A 16,032-nucleotide genomic window follows, 5' to 3' on the forward strand; every position below is an offset into this window, starting at 1 on the left:
TTTTTTTATTAACAACTTTATTTTTATTACTTTTCTTTACTTTTACACATGATTATTAATGTATTTGTATGAAAATTTGTTAATTTCCAAGTTTTTACGAACTTTAAATTAATTTTTATAATTAAAGTTCTGATTTTTATGAAATATACAAGAACTATATAACTATAATTCTATTTTTAAATTTGAAACAAAATCCGCCTTAGATATATATCTAAGGCAGATTTTGTTAAAATATAAAGTTAGTCTTATTACATAGTATATATTCTAGTATTACAGTACTGCATAAGTGGTATCTCTGTTTCCTTATCTATCTGGCTCATAATAATAGTAATATCATAATAATTTACATCTTTTTTATAAATGGCATAAGTTGATTTTATATATCCTGGTATAGAATCTGTTATCACCTTAGAAGGAAAACAAACTTGACAGTTTTTATTATTCATTTGGCTATCCTCAGGAATCAACTCTTCAACTTGTAATGGATGTAGCTTTCCACCTGGATTAAAAAGATTTTCATAATCCTCTTTACTATATTCAATTATATATGATTTTTCTGACTTAGTATTGCTATCCTTTTCTATTATTTCTTCCTTATAATTTTCGAATTTCTCTTTAATTGTATATGTTCTTGAAAAATCACCTCTAACAGTTGTCATTGATCCCTTTTTTTCATCATAATTTACCTCCATAGTTGTATTAGATGAGAAGGTAATTATATCATTATTGTCCCTATCCACTTCCTGTCCTGTAACTCCATATTCAACTTTTAATTTTTTAGCATTATTAACTATCTTTATTAGTTCTTGTAGCACATTGTTTTCATCCATCTAATCACCTCCATTTATTAATTTTTAATAAATATATTATGATTGCATATAAATTATTACTAACTAGATCAATACATATTAACAAATCAACACCTTCAATCATATAAATAACAAAGGAGGTGCGTAAAATGACTAACCTAATACCGGACATAAACTTAAAGACTGTCATCAACCAATACTTTTCTAGATCAGAAGATGCAGAAATAACTAAATTAGACTTGGAAAGTATCAAAGGTTATATATATTCAGATATATCCTCCCTAGGCAAATATATCTGTAGTGTAGAAGGTCTTCAGTATGCCACTAATATGACAGAGTTGATTATCGAGAATAATTTATTAACCAATATAGAGCAACTTACTAACTTAAAAAATTTAAATACTTTATTTTTAAATAACAATTTGATTGCATCTGTACCAGATTTGTCTAATATGAATAATTTGACGTCTTTACTACTTAACGGTAATGAAATTAAAGATATTTCTCCTATTTCCAGTGGGAAAAATCTTAGATTTATTAAAATTAATGAAAATAGAGTTTCTGATTTATCTTCATTGTCTACTTTAGAAAACCTTCGAGAATTACGTGCCATGAATCAAGATATAGAAATCAAGGATGTTATAGAGTCCTCTGATTTTTATACATTAGATGTTAGCTTTTTGAAAGATATTAATGGAGAAATACCTAGCAAAATATCCCCTACCCACTTAGGTGAATATAATAGTGAACATAAAGAAATAATTTGGGATACATCCTTAATATCTTTTGAAAGTCCTAGCTTTACTTTTGAAAGTAATGATGGCTATTTTTCAGGTATTGTTACAGTGGACTTAATTGATGTAGATCAAACTGTTATTATAGATGATGAAAATTTACAAAATGAATTAATTGATATTTTAAATAAAGAGAATAATATTATAACTTTAAAAGATATGTTAAAGCTTAGAACTTTAGATTTAACTAATAAAGACATTAAGTCTTTAAAAGGTTTAGAATGTGCAAGTAATTTGTATACATTAATTCTAGATGGTACTTATGTTACTGATTTGCAATATGTTCCTTCATCTGTTAATTATATTTCTTCAAAAAATTTAAAGAATGAAGTAAATATTCCAGATGATAGATTAAAATCACTTATCAATATTGTTCTAGGCAAAAATGATAAGTGTGTTCTTACCTTTAATGATATAAAAAAATTGACCGTATTGGATGAGTTTGCTAATCATATTAATTCTTTAGAAGGATTACAGTATGCTGAAAATTTGAAGATTTTAAGTCTTTTAAATAATAAAATTTCCGATATAAATCCTATATGCGCTTTAACTAAGCTAACTTATTTAGATCTTAGCAATAATAATTTAAAAGATTTATCACCTTTATCTTCTTGTTATAAAAATATCTCTTATATTTATGCTAATAATCAAAAAATTAGCATTGAAAAAAGTACAAATCCACAAAACAATATTTTTAATTTATCTTTAGACTTTGTAAAAGATATTGATGGAAGTGTTATAAAGAATATAACTCCGTGCCAAAATGGTATGTATAATAAAGAAAAAGACTCTATCACTTGGAGTTTAGATTGTATACCTTGCGATGTTAGTTTTGATTTTGCTGGTATAAATAATATTTTTTCTGGAACTGTTTATGTGAAAATTAAAATAGATGAATAAATGACTTAATTTTTTTAAAGAAAGCCAGCACTTAAACTGGCTTTTTTATGTTATTCTTATTTATCTTTTCAACATAATCTTATTAAATAGCCCTTTTATTATAAAGCCTTATTTAATTCATTATGAAATACTATATCATTATATATGTCATATCTTATCGAATTATGTTGCACTATTTTCTTCAATATGTTACTCTATATTAGGTAAAATATTTTTTATACATAATATGTATACAATACGACTTTGGAGGTAAAACATGAAAAATATATGCGTTATAGGCAGCTTAAATATGGATTTAGTTGTTAATGTTGACACAATGCCAAAGCCTGGACAAACTCTTTTAGGAGGGAATTTCAAAGAAGTACCAGGAGGTAAAGGTGCAAACCAAGCTGTTGCAATGGCTAGATTAGAAGGAAATGTTTCTATGATAGGCAAAGTTGGTAAGGATGGCTTTGGTAAAACATTAATAAAAGCCCTAAATAATGATAATGTTAATACAAATCATGTTAATATAGCTAATTGCTCTACTGGTGTGGCATTTATAACTGTAGATAAAAATGCCCAAAACGCTATAGTTGTGGCCCCAGGAGCAAACTTTCAATTAACTAAAGATGATATAGATAAAAATATAGATTGCATAAAAAACAGTGATATAGTAGTTATCCAATTGGAAACTCCATTGAAAACTGTAAAATATGCTCTACAAGTTGCAAAAGGCTTAAACAAATATACAATACTTAATCCTGCGCCAGCAGTTAAGTTAGATGATGAAATAATAGGACATGTTGATTTATTAACGCCTAATGAAACTGAGCTAGAAATCATTTCTGAAATAAAAATAGAAAATGAAGATGATATAAATAAAGCAGCTAAAAAAATGATAGAAAAGGGTGTTAAAGAATTAATAGTTACTCTTGGATCTAAGGGTAGCTTATATATAAATGAAGAAAAATCATTCTTTAAACCAGCTTATACGGTTGAAGCAGTTGATACTACTGCTGCTGGTGATTCTTTCACAGGAGCGCTAGCCGTTTCTCTATCAAATAACAAAACTATGGAAGAAGCTATGGACTTTGCTTCTAAAGTAGGTGCTTTATCTGTTATGAAAGAGGGAGCTCAAAGCTCATTGCCAACATTAAAAGATGTTGAAAATTTTGGGAGGTAATTATGAAGAAAACAAAAATGATAAACAGCGAATTATCTTATGCAATAAGTCAAATGGGACATACTGATTCTCTGACAATTGGAGATTGTGGCTTACCAATACCTTCTGAAACTAGAAGAATTGATTTAGCTTTAACTCATAATGTACCTACCTTTATTCAAACTTTAGATGTTGTGCTTGAGGAATTATGTGTTGAAGAAGCTATAATTGCTTCTGAAATAAAAGAAAAAAATCCAGAAGTTTATGAAGCAATAAAGAATAGAGTGCCTAACTTACAAGAAGTAAGTCATGAAGAATTCAAAGTTTTAACAAAAAACAGCAAAGCAGTGGTAAGAACTGGAGAGTGCAGTCCTTATGCAAATATAATTTTAAAATCAGGAGTAGTATTTTAATGAAAACACCAATTTTAAAAATGACAAATATAGTTAAAGAATTCCCAGGTGTTAAGGCCCTAGATGGGGTTAATATCGAACTTTACGAAGGTAAAGTTATGGCTCTTATGGGTGAAAATGGAGCCGGGAAATCAACACTTATGAAAATATTAAGTGGTGTATATAAAAAAGATAGTGGCGAAATCTTCTATAAAGGACAAAAAGAAGATATAAAAGGACCTAAGGATGCAACAAATAAAGGTATTGCTATCATACACCAAGAGTTAAACTTAGTTAATGATTTAAGCATAGGTGAAAATATATTCTTAGGAAGAGAGCCTAAAAAAGGATTTAGAATCGACTTTAATAAATTACATGCTGATAGCCAGGTTTTATTAAAAAGATTAAATATAGATAAAGACTCTAGAGAACTTGTAGAAAACTTAAGTATAGGCGAAAAGCAAATGATAGAAATTGCTAAAGCTCTTTCTCTAGACGCAAAAATAATAATAATGGATGAACCAACAGATGCTTTAACAGATAAAGAAACTTATTCTTTATTTAAAGTAATTAATGAATTGAAAGCTGATAATAAAGCCATTGTCTATATATCACATAGGTTAAAAGAAATTTTTGAGCTTTGCGATTATATAACAGTTCTTAGGGATGGTAAATTTATTGGCCAAGAAGAAATATGTAACCTTGATGAAGACAAAATGATAGAAATGATGGTTGGTAGAAAATTAACTGATCAATTCCCTCATTTAAAAGTTGAAAAAGGTGAAACAATTTTAAAATTAGAAAATGTATCTAATAAATTTGTGAAAGATATATCTTTTGAAGTTAAGGCAGGTGAAATACTTGGTATATCAGGACTTATGGGTGCTGGTAGAAGTGAACTTGCTAAAACTATATATGGCCACCTTTCTTTAGAGAGTGGTCGTATTATAAAAAAAGGAAAAGAATTAAATCTTAAATCTTCATCTGATGGTGTAAAAAACAGAATTGCTTATGTTAGCGAAGATAGAAAAGGTGATGGGCTTATTTTAGACTTATCAATAAGAGAAAATATGACTTTATCCTCTCTTGAAAGAATTTCAAAATCTTTTGTAGTTGATAAAAATAAAGAGAAAGAAAGAGTTAATAGCTATATAGACAGAATAAGAATTAAAACTCCTAACATGGAACAATTAATAAAAAATCTTTCTGGTGGTAACCAACAAAAGGTTGCTATAGCAAAAGCTCTTATGATACATCCAGATGTATTAATTTTAGATGAGCCAACTCGTGGTGTTGATGTTGGTGCTAAAAAGGAAATTTACGATTTGATAAACGAATTTAAATCGCAAGGAAAAGCAATAATTATGATTTCTTCTGAAATGCCTGAAATTTTAGGTCTATCTGATAGAATCCTAGTTTTAAGCCATGGTGAAATAACAGGAGAATTTGATATAAAAGAAGCTACACAAGAAAAAATATTAAAATGCGCAGTAGAAATTAAGGAGGGTCACAGGGATGTCATCTCAAGTGAAGAAACAGCATAATAAATTTGATTTAAAAGAAACATTAATAAAATATAAAAGCTTAGTTGGACTACTTACTTTAATAGTAGTGGTTTCAATACTTAGCCCATCGTTCTTAAGTTCAAAAAATATATTTAATATCTTAAGACAAACTTCTGTTAACGGAATAATTGCCGCTGGTATGACTTTCGTTATATTAACTGGAGGAATAGACTTATCTGTAGGTTCTATTCTTGCCATAAGTGGTGCAGTTTGTGCCTCTCTTTTAGTATCCGGTAAGGGAATATTTGTAGCAGTTTTAGCTGCTTTAGTAATAGGTGCATTAGTTGGATTTTTAAACGGTTTCATAATAACTAAAGGTAAATTGCAGCCATTCATAGCAACTCTTGCTACAATGACAATACTTAGAGGCTTAACTTTAGTTTATACTGATGGTAAACCAATAACTCTTGGAAGTGGAGATTTAGCTTTAAACTTTGGACAAATAGGCGGAGGTAAAATATTAGGTATACCTACTCCTGCTCTAATCATGATAGTAACATTTGCCCTATGTGCTTATGTATTAAAAAATACAAAAATGGGTAGATATACTTATGCTTTAGGTTCAAATGAAGAGGCCACAAGACTTTCTGGTTTAAACACAGATAAAATAAAAATAGCAGTTTATACTATAAGTGGAATACTTGCTTCTGTTGCAGGTATAATAATAACTTCTAGATTGTTCTCTGCTCAGCCTACTGCTGGAGATGGATACGAGCTTGATGCCATAGCCGCTGTAGTTCTTGGTGGAACTTCTCTTACTGGTGGTAAAGGAAAAATAACTGGAACAATAATAGGAGCATTAATAATAGGTGTTCTAAGCAATGCCTTAAACATATTAGACGTATCATCATATTATCAAATGATGGTTAAAGGTGCTGTTATCTTAGTAGCTGTACTTTTAGACAGAAAAAGTAACTAGGAGGTAGTAATTATGTTAAAAAAACTTGCTGCCATAATGATGTCATTAATATTATGTACATCGTTACTAGTTGGATGTTCACAAAAAAGTTCTAACAATACTAAAAAAATAGGTCTTATAGTATCTACTTTAAATAATCCTTTCTTCGTAGATCTAAAATCTGGTATAGAAAGTGAAGCAAAAAAGTTAGGATATAATGTAGTTGTTCTAGACTCACAAAATGATCCTGCCAAAGAAGTTTCTAACATGGAAGATATATCTGTTAAAAATGTAGATGTTGTTTTATTAAACCCTGTAGATTCTGATTCTGCCATAGCATCGGTTATGGTAGCAAACAATTTAGATCTACCTGTAATAACAGTTGACAGGGCTGCCAATGGCGGAAAGGTAGTTTCTCACGTAGCATCTGACAATGTAGAGGGTGGAAAAATGGCTGCTCAGTATGTAGTTGATCAACTTGATGGAAAAGGAAATATAGTTGAACTTGAAGGAATCGCTGGTTCATCAGCTACTCGTGATAGAGGTGCTGGATTTGATAATGAAATTAAAAATAGTAATTTAAATATAATCACTAAACAAAGTGCTGATTTTGATAGAACTAAAGGTCTTTCTGTAATGGAAAACATAATTCAATCAAAAGGTGACATTGATGCAGTATTTGCTCAAAATGATGAAATGGCACTTGGAGCTCTAAAAGCATTACAAGATGCTAATATGAATGATGTATTAGTTGTAGGATTCGATGCTACTGATGATGCCGTAGCATCTGTTCAAAAAGGCAATATGGCTGCTACTATAGCTCAACAGCCTAAACTAATAGGTGAAACTGCTGTAGATTTAGCTCATAGATTCTTATCTGGTGAAAAAGTTGAAAGCTTTGCTCCTGTAGAATTAAAATTAATTGCTAAGAAATAATAAACTTTAATAATAAAAGGTCAATCTAGATTTTCTAGGTTGACCTTTTATTGTATGTATTCAAAAATTTGCTTATCCTCTATCTTTATCCATCCATATCTACCTTCTTCATTTACTACTTTTATACATTCATTCCCATTATAATTATATAACGATACTAACTTAATTTTAGCACCCTTCAAAAGGGTATATGCCTTCACATCTCCAACATTAGTTTCATATACTATTGTTTCTTCTTTAGCCCTATATTCCTTTTCTTTACTAGCTCCAACAACTTGTACCTCTTTTTCATCTACATCTATAAGTTCAGAATGAAATACTCTTTTATAAAGATAATTTATAACAATAGGTTCTTCACCAATAACTTTACTATAATGATTAAAATTTGATGAATTATCTGTATTTGAATAACTAATTTTTATTGTTCCATTTTTATCATCATTATTTATAATTCTTCCATTCATTATAAAGTTATCATTTTTATTTTCATCATAATATATAAATAGATTTGTTTTATAATTTTCAATTTTATCTCCTAAAATTACACATATTTCCTTATTAGTATCTATTTTATTAAAATCGTATATATGTACACTTATATTATTTTCATCATAATATGTTTCTTTCAGCTTACTATTTATATATAAATCCACAATAAAATCACCTTTTTTGTCTTTGTATGATTCTAACTTTACTTCTTCACTATCCCCATCACCATTTAAATCAAAAAAATAAGTTTCATCATAATTTAATTGATTTTGTGCTAAATTCATTTGGAAAAAATTTTCATCTATCTTATCATAATTATATAATATTATTATTGCAAAAATGATTAGTCCTATAGCTTTTTTCATCTGTAACTCCCCCATCCTTCGATGACCCTTATTAAATAATTGTACACTAAAAATATATTATATAGAGCGTATATATATTTTTTTATATATAATTAGTTTTATTAAACTTTGCAATTAATAATATTTTACTGTTGACAGTTATCAATGTATAGTGATAAAATCTTACCGATTTATTTTTCAGATTTTTCAAAACATTATAATTGGTGCAATGATAAGGAATAATACCTTTTATTTAAAGCCCAGAAAGAAGATGGTTTATGAAAATCTTCATGAAAATAAAATGGAACTAGCCTTTAAACAGTGAAAAGAACAGGTTTTTACTTTAGTAAACTTCACTGGAATTCTACCGATAAAAGGAAATCCTATTTACTCTATAGGAGTTGAGTGCAAGACTTTTTCTTTAATTCAGGTGGTAACACGGATAATATTCGCCCTGAGCTGACATTTCAGCTTGGTTTTTTTATAATAATTTTTAAATGACTAGGAGGTATATTAATAAAAATAAAAGGTGCTGAATTAATAATTAAGGAATTAAAAGAAGAAAATATCCATAATATTTTGGGTATCCAGGTTGGTATGACATTGATATTTTTGATGCTATTTACAATCAGGATGATATTGAACTAATTTTACCAAGACATGAGCAGGGAAGTATCCAAGTATAATAGTAGTACATGATAGAAGTGTTGCAATAGGTTCCATTTCTGTTTATGAAAGATAATTTATAATCTTTGTTCTAAATCAAAAAATAAAACTTTATATTCTTTTAAATAATTAATCAAATCCCATTATAATATGATATAACTATCATATTATAAGGGGATTTGATATTACATTAAGCTACAACTTCAGATACGTTACTTGTTGTTTCTTCTAATACTCCTAGCTTTTTAGCAACTAGCTTAGTAGTACTTGCTTGTACTATTAACGTTACAAGTATAGTCATAAATACTACTGAAGATATTATTTCATAACCTGGTACTTTCATAGCCACTATTATTCCTGATACTGCAGCTGGTATAACTCCAGTTTCTCTAACCCACATCATAAATAATTTATCTTTAAATGTCCACTGTGCTTTTCTATCAAATACAGTAGATACTAACACTACTAAAGGTCTTCCTACAAACATTAAAGCTAATACTGTTATTAATGATGGTAACCAATATTGAGCTAATGCTGATATATTTACTTGAGTCCCTAGTAAAACAAATATCGACATACGACATATTGTAGCTATACTTTCTGTAAAATGTACTGTTGGTTGATAATCAGCTTCTTCTAACCAAATTCCAAACATTTTTTTATTTCCTGAAATTAACCCTGCCATAAATACTGCCATATATCCACTACCATGGAACATTGTAGCTAATTCATAAGCAAGAGTAACTGTTAACATCGACATAATTGGAGCATAGGAATGAAATATTCCCACTCTTTTATCTGAAACTAATATTATTAATAAATATCCTACTAATATTCCTACACCTATTCCTACTGCTGCAGAAATAAGTAATTCCTTAAAACTTTCCATAGCTGAGAACTGACCACTCATAACTATACCTAATAATGCTGAAGATAATATAGCTCCTACTGCATCATTAAAAGCAGATTCACTTACTACAGTCTGTTTTATCTTGTCCTTTATTCTAACTTGTTTAAATACAGGTATAAGAGCTGCTGGATCTGTTGAAGCTATAACAGCACCTAAAAGAAAAGCTGTCATAATAGGTAAATTAAATATCCTAGCTACCACAACACCTACTACAGCTGTAGATATTACAACACCTACTGTTGATAACATTCCAACACTTACCTTCACCTTATTTAATACTTTTAAGTTAATTTCTTTACCACCTTCATATAATATAAATGCTGATCCAAAAGTAAGTATTAAATTATTTTCTACTGGAAAAGCCCCTATACTTAAAATATTAAAAAAAGCTGGTCCTATTATTATACCTGCTATTAAGTATAGTATTACATCTGGAATTTTTAATATTTCACTTATTCTTCCCAGTGCAATACCCGTAATTATTATCATCGAAAATATTAACAATAAATTATTGGTAGCAATTGTTTCTATGCTTCCTTCCATACAATTCATCTCCACTCTTTCAATTTTGTTTTTATTTTAATTTAATAATTACTCATTATATACCCGTGATTATCATAAGTCAACGCTAGCAAACGTTGTCAAAATATAAAATTTTATTAACATTTTTTGAGTTTTCTAGAAATTTTAAGAGAATTTTGTCTTCCATAGAATTACACTTAATTATTAATATATTTTTCTTTTACTTTGCATTAAAAAAGCTATAAGATTTAATCTTATAGCTTTTCTTTAACAGAACTATCTTCTGTTGTTGTTATTTTGTTGTTTTCTAGCTTTTCTGCACTCTGGACATCTAACTGGCTCGTTATCAAATCCTTTTTCTTTGTAGAATTGTTGTTCTCCTTCTGTGAATAAGAACTCAGCTTTACAGTCTTTACATATTATTTTTTTATCCATTATATTAATCCTCCTATAAAGACTAGATAGCAATAATTTGCCTTTATAGGAGAAAATTATTATCTAAATTAATCTTTATTTATTTTTCTTTACATCTAAGCATATCACATTATCTTAATAAATACAAGATTTTCCTAGCTTTCAGCGTTTTTATTTACTCTTAATATTGTTATTCAAATACTCTTTTATCAGTAATTAAATTCACTAAAAGTAACCTTCCATTACTCATAATCATAAAGTAAAGTAAGTAGTTTAGCATAGGGGGGCAAAATATGAGTATAGAAAGTCGTGAGCCAGTTATACAAGTAGGGCCAGGCCCCGCATCACAACCTTGGATAATCCCAGGACCTGGTCCAGTTATTCCACCATTTCCAACTGAAACAGAACCTGGACCAGTCATACCTCCAGGTCAAGATATTCCTAGGGTAAAAATAAAATCGTTATTTTCAAATGCATTTATAATAGTCGGATATGATGAGGTTTTATATGCTGTTGGTGCCATTCCTCAACAAGGTGAGACTTTTAGAATAATTCCTATTAATAATTATCAAGTAAAGCTTAGAATTGTCGGGGGACAATTTGTAAGAATTGATTATAATGGCGCATTAGTTGCTGATGCTAATAAAAATAATGCCACTATTTTTAATATTTTTCGAACTGGGTATATGGAATTTAGTCTGATGGCTCCGCAAGGAAAGTACGTCAATGTTAAACAAAGAGATAATATGTTGGTCGCTAGATCAGAATATGCGGGTCCTAGAACAAGATTTAAGTTTAGAATGGTTGACTAAATATAAAAAGGAAGTGTATGAGTCACACTTCCTTTTTATATTTATTATACTATTCCCATGGCATATTCCACTGCAATTGCAACAATTACAACTAGTAATGATATAATAAACCCATGTATCATAGGATTTAATCCTGACTTTTTCATCTCATTAAAATCCGTATTCATTCCAATAGCTGCAAGAGCTGCTACCATTAAAAATTTACTTAAATCTTTCATCAATAAAGATATATTTTCTGGTATTACACCAAAACTATTAACTACAGCCATAGCTACAAACATTAGTATGAACCAAGGTATTATGTTAGTTAATTTAACTTTTTCTTGTTTTGCATTTGGATTTTCTTTTCTCTTAAGCTTTGCACTTATCATAGAGAAAACAAGTACTGTTGGAATTATAGAAAGAGTTCTTGTTAATTTAACCATTGTAGCAAAGTCTCCTGCACCTTCACTAAATGCATATCCAGCGGCTACAACACTAGACGTATCATTTACAGCTGTTCCAGTCCAAAGTCCATAAGCCATATCGTTAAGACCTAACTTTTGACCTAAAATTGGAAATATGATTATCATAGCCATATCAAATAAAAATGTAGCAGACATGGCATATGCTATATCTTTATCATCTGCATCCACAACTGGTGCTATAGCTGCTATGGCAGATCCTCCACATATTCCTGTTCCTGCAGAAATTAAGTTTGAAAGTTTCCAATCAAGACCTAATATCTTTCCTATATAATATCCTCCACCAAAGCAAGTAAGTAAAGTAAATATCATAACTGTTAAAGAAAGTTTTCCTACATGAAGTATAGTCCCTATACTTAAAGATGCCCCTAATAATATAATTGCAAATTTTAATATTTTCTTTGATGTAAATTTTAATCCAGTTTGAATTTTCTTGCTCGGCTTTTTAATTTGATTTATACCCATTCCAATAAATAGTGCTATTACTGATGCTCCTATTAAATGTATTGGTAAAATTGACTCTATAAATCTTGCACAAAATGCCACAAGTAAAGCTATCAAGAAACCAGGAATGACTTCTAATTTTTTCTTCATTCTAAATAATGTCTCCTTTTGTATAATTTCATTTCAATTCTACCAATAAATTACTATAATGTAAAATTATAAATATTTATTTATCTATAATTTATACTTATAATTAAAGTACTATAATTTATAATAAAAATACCCCACGAGTATTTTCTCATGGGGTTTAATTTTATCTACTATTTCTTATTTCTTTTTGAATTTTCTTTAAAGCTTTTTTAGATCCTCTTTCTATGTCTCTATCTAACTTTCGTTTTTCAAAACTCACAAACAAACTATCTAAATCATATCCTTCAGGATATAAATCTTTAGCTTTCAACTGCAATTTTAATCTTCTAGCATTTATATTAATAAATTCATCTTTATATAAGACTTCTACATTATTAAATTTATCCATAGATTTATATACTATGCCGAAATCTTCAAAATCTAATAATTCAACTTTATCTCCAATTTCAAAGTCTGGAAAAGTCGTTAAGGATATTTTTTCTTCTTCAACAGTTTTCTGCATAATCTTATTTTTGTTTATCAAAGTAAAATAATAATTTTTATTATCCATATAAGATTTTGCCTTTTGTAATACCTTTTCTTTTATTCCCATTTTTCTAGAAATAAATAATGCATTACTATCCTCTGACCTCCCAATAATAAGCTTATATAAAGGTTCCAATGTTTCTTTATCAAACATCATACCTGCATTTTCAAAATGAGGATGTTTATTTGCAAAATGCTTAATTTCTTCATAGTGAGTAGATGCTATTGTTATGCATCCCGTTTGATAGAACTCCTCAAGCAAAGCAATGGCTAAGCTAGCCCCCTCATTCGGATCTGTTCCAGAACCAATTTCATCAAATAGTACCAGTGTATTTTTGTTAGCTTCTTTCATAATATTTGCTATATTTTTTATATGAGATGAAAAAGTACTAAGTGCATTTTCAATACTTTGATTATCTCCAATATCAACAAACACTTTCTCAAATATAGCTATTTCAGTATTTTCCTTAGCTGGTATATCAAGTCCACACTGTGTCATCAAAGTTAAAATACCTACAGTTTTTAAAGTAACAGTTTTTCCACCTGCATTAGGACCTGTTATAATTAAACTTCTATATTTATCACCTATTTCAAAATCTAGCGGTATCACATTTACCTTTAGAAGAGGATGTTTTCCCTTAATAATTTTTGTGTATCCATGATTATTTATCTTTGGAGTAATACATTTATTATTTTGGCTAAACTTAGCCTTCGCAAATACCATATCATATTCAGATACTATTTCCATATTTAACTTAATTTCTGTAATCTTATCGTAAATTAATTCTGTAAGATAAGATAAAATCTTATACTCTTCTATAGCTTCTTCGCTTTTCAATGTAATTAACTCTAGAGAATATTTACTTATAGATGCGGGCTCAATAAATACTGTAGAACCCTTTGATGAAGTATATAGAATTGTTCCATCAACTTCATTCTTAAAAGATGATTTAATAGGCACTACAAATCTATCATCTCTTTTACTTATAATAAATTCTTGTATATATTTTTTATTGGTAGAAGAAGTTAAAAATTTATTTAACCTTTCCTTTATTCTACCTTCACATATTTCTATATTTCGTCTAATTTTTTTTAATTCTTTACTAGCCTCACTAGAAATTTTGTTATTTTTAATTGAAAATTTGATTTCTTCTTCTATACTTTCACATTCAGTTATATTTAGTGCATAAGAACTTAGTGTTGGTGAATAAAACTCTTTATCCAACATAAATCCTTTTATCTTTCTACACCCTCTCAGGAAATCTTCACAAGAAATAATCTCTGTAACTTCTAGAATCATACCTTTTTCTACTTTATCTATAACAGGATATATATTAAATAATCCTTCTAGCGGTACATGATTACTATTTTCTAAAACTTTTCTTGCTTCTTTATTTTCTGATAACTTTCTTTTTATTACTGAATAACTTGCACTAGGTTCTAATTTATCTATAAGACTCTTCCCAAGCGAACTTACACAGTTAATTTTAACTAACTCTTTAACTTCGTTTAATTGTAATTTTTCAAATGTATCTAAATTCATTTATTATCTCCTTTATTTATATTCCAATCTTTCTTTTCTTCACTTAAAAAGACTTCTCTATAAATAAGGATTGTATTTATAGCGGATACTCCTTATTTATAAAGAAGTTCTCCCACGGTGCTCTTATTATTTTTCAAAAACAACTCTCCTTTTAATTTTTATTTGTAATATTATATTATCATATAAATAATATGTTTTCAAAATATGTTCATAAATATATAAAATATTAAATAGTATTTAATCCGTATAAAATAAAAAGAGCAGATTTTAAAGTTTAATTAAAACCCGCTCTTCTAAATATACCATTATTTATTGTATCTTCAGTAACTATTTATTCCATTACCATAACTTCTGTAGCTTTTACTATAGCTGTTACATCAGTACCCACTGCTAATCCTAATTCTTTTACTGCTTCACATGTTATTGTTGATGTAATAACTTATCCTTTGGGTAATTCTATTTTAACTACTGAGTTAACTGCACCTTCATTTATTTCTTTCACTTTCCCTGCGAATTGATTTCTTGCACTTAATTTCATTTTGTTTCCCCAGTTCTTAGAAAAAACTGTTTTTTCATCAATAATATCTATTTGTGAAATATTCTTACATCCTGTAATAATTGCTTCGGTCATTGACATAGGATGTTTAAATAAACCATCTTTAGATCTTTTGTTTAATCCCTTACCTCTATTAAATACAACTATGTCATCGCATACACGATAACATTCACTTATATCATGCGTTACATAAACTATATGACCTTCAAAATCTTTAATAATTTCTATTAATTCATTTTCCATATTACTTTTTAGATGGTAATCCAGCGCTGAAAATGGTTCATCCAAAAGAAGTATATCTGGACTACAAGCTAAAGCTCTAGCAAATGCTATCCTTTGCTTTTGTCCTCCTGATAATTGATGAGGATATCTATTTTCAAATCCTTCTAGCTTCATTTTTATAAGATATTCTTTTACAATTTTTTTCTTTTCATCCTTACTAAGACTAGATAATCCTATTTCTATATTTTCCTTAATTGTCATATGAGGAAATAAGGCATAGTTTTGAAATAAGTAACCTACTTTACGTTCTTGAGGAGGAATATTTATCTTCTTTTCTGAATCGAAAAATACTCTTCCATTTAAAATTATTTTCCCTTTATCAGGTTTTACAATTCCAGCAATACATTTTAGAGTCATACTTTTCCCACATCCAGATTCCCCTAAAAGTCCTAAAACCCCATTTTCTTGCTCTATATTAACTTTTAGAGAAAAGGTTCCAAAATCTTTTTCTATATCTATTATTAATGACATGA

Annotated in this window: 15 protein-coding genes; 7 read left to right on the top strand and 8 right to left on the bottom strand. The window is 28.6% G+C overall.

What is annotated here, in order from left to right; genetic code table 11:
* Positions 1-248: 248 nt before the first annotated feature.
* Positions 249-830: a hypothetical protein gene (locus QX51_RS09520; RefSeq protein ID WP_039679677.1), complete on the bottom strand. Its 582-nt coding sequence runs from the start codon at positions 828-830 to the stop codon at positions 249-251.
* A gap of 128 nt (positions 831-958) precedes the next feature.
* On the opposite strand from QX51_RS09520, the gene QX51_RS09525 reads away from it, so the two are divergent.
* The 6 genes from QX51_RS09525 to rbsB all read left to right on the top strand — a co-directional run bounded on the left by QX51_RS09525 (position 959) and on the right by rbsB (position 7,438).
* Positions 959-2,503 (top strand): leucine-rich repeat domain-containing protein, encoded by a 1,545-nt coding sequence (locus tag QX51_RS09525; protein ID WP_039679678.1) that lies wholly within the window; start codon positions 959-961, stop codon positions 2,501-2,503.
* A 256-nt stretch (positions 2,504-2,759) separates the two neighbouring features.
* Positions 2,760-3,668: a ribokinase gene (gene rbsK / locus QX51_RS09530; RefSeq protein ID WP_039679679.1), complete on the top strand. Its 909-nt coding sequence runs from the start codon at positions 2,760-2,762 to the stop codon at positions 3,666-3,668.
* A 2-nt stretch (positions 3,669-3,670) separates the two neighbouring features.
* The gene (rbsD, locus tag QX51_RS09535) at positions 3,671-4,060 is read left to right on the top strand and encodes a D-ribose pyranase (RefSeq protein ID WP_039679680.1); all 390 of its coding nucleotides are present in this window, start codon (positions 3,671-3,673) and stop codon (positions 4,058-4,060) included.
* Positions 4,060-5,583 (top strand): sugar ABC transporter ATP-binding protein, encoded by a 1,524-nt coding sequence (locus QX51_RS09540; RefSeq protein ID WP_039679681.1) that lies wholly within the window; start codon positions 4,060-4,062, stop codon positions 5,581-5,583. The genes rbsD and QX51_RS09540 overlap by 1 nt, the downstream gene beginning before the upstream one ends.
* A complete protein-coding gene (gene rbsC / locus QX51_RS09545) occupies positions 5,555-6,523 on the top strand; it encodes a ribose ABC transporter permease (RefSeq protein ID WP_039679682.1) in 969 nt (322 codons plus the stop codon). Before QX51_RS09540 ends, rbsC begins: the two co-directional genes overlap by 29 nt.
* Positions 6,524-6,535: 12 nt before the next feature.
* On the top strand, positions 6,536-7,438 hold the full coding sequence (gene rbsB / locus QX51_RS09550; protein ID WP_039679683.1) for a ribose ABC transporter substrate-binding protein RbsB: 903 nt from the start codon (positions 6,536-6,538) through the stop codon (positions 7,436-7,438).
* Between the two features lie 47 nt (positions 7,439-7,485).
* On the opposite strand, the gene QX51_RS09555 is transcribed toward rbsB, so the two are convergent.
* The 3 genes from QX51_RS09555 to QX51_RS09565 form a co-directional block, all read right to left on the bottom strand.
* Positions 7,486-8,292: a hypothetical protein gene (locus tag QX51_RS09555; protein ID WP_039679684.1), complete on the bottom strand. Its 807-nt coding sequence runs from the start codon at positions 8,290-8,292 to the stop codon at positions 7,486-7,488.
* A gap of 835 nt (positions 8,293-9,127) precedes the next feature.
* Positions 9,128-10,390, bottom strand: coding sequence for a cation:proton antiporter (locus QX51_RS09560; protein WP_039679685.1), 1,263 nt, complete (start codon positions 10,388-10,390; stop codon positions 9,128-9,130).
* A gap of 255 nt (positions 10,391-10,645) precedes the next feature.
* Positions 10,646-10,804, bottom strand: a complete 159-nt coding sequence (locus tag QX51_RS09565; protein WP_209006040.1) for a zinc-ribbon domain-containing protein — start codon at positions 10,802-10,804, stop codon at positions 10,646-10,648.
* Positions 10,805-11,076: 272 nt separating this feature from the next.
* On the opposite strand from QX51_RS09565, the gene QX51_RS09570 reads away from it, so the two are divergent.
* Entirely contained in the window at positions 11,077-11,595 is a 519-nt protein-coding gene (locus QX51_RS09570; RefSeq protein ID WP_039679686.1) for a fascin domain-containing protein, read from the top strand.
* 44 nt (positions 11,596-11,639) lie between these two features.
* Here QX51_RS09570 and QX51_RS09575 read toward each other — a convergent pair whose 3' ends face one another.
* The 4 genes from QX51_RS09575 to QX51_RS09585 form a co-directional block, all read right to left on the bottom strand.
* Entirely contained in the window at positions 11,640-12,653 is a 1,014-nt protein-coding gene (locus tag QX51_RS09575; RefSeq protein WP_039679687.1) for a YeiH family protein, read from the bottom strand.
* 163 nt (positions 12,654-12,816) lie between these two features.
* Complete coding sequence (locus QX51_RS09580) at positions 12,817-14,721, bottom strand: endonuclease MutS2 (protein ID WP_039679688.1); 1,905 nt, start codon at positions 14,719-14,721, stop codon at positions 12,817-12,819.
* Positions 14,722-15,052: 331 nt separating this feature from the next.
* Positions 15,053-15,157: a TOBE domain-containing protein gene (locus QX51_RS21665; RefSeq protein ID WP_082007821.1), complete on the bottom strand. Its 105-nt coding sequence runs from the start codon at positions 15,155-15,157 to the stop codon at positions 15,053-15,055.
* A gap of 3 nt (positions 15,158-15,160) precedes the next feature.
* Positions 15,161-16,030 (bottom strand): ATP-binding cassette domain-containing protein, encoded by an 870-nt coding sequence (locus QX51_RS09585; RefSeq protein WP_082007820.1) that lies wholly within the window; start codon positions 16,028-16,030, stop codon positions 15,161-15,163.
* Positions 16,031-16,032 lie beyond the last annotated feature (2 nt).

This window comes from Terrisporobacter othiniensis (assembly GCF_000808015.1).
GTDB classification, from domain to species: domain Bacteria; phylum Bacillota; class Clostridia; order Peptostreptococcales; family Peptostreptococcaceae; genus Terrisporobacter; species Terrisporobacter muris.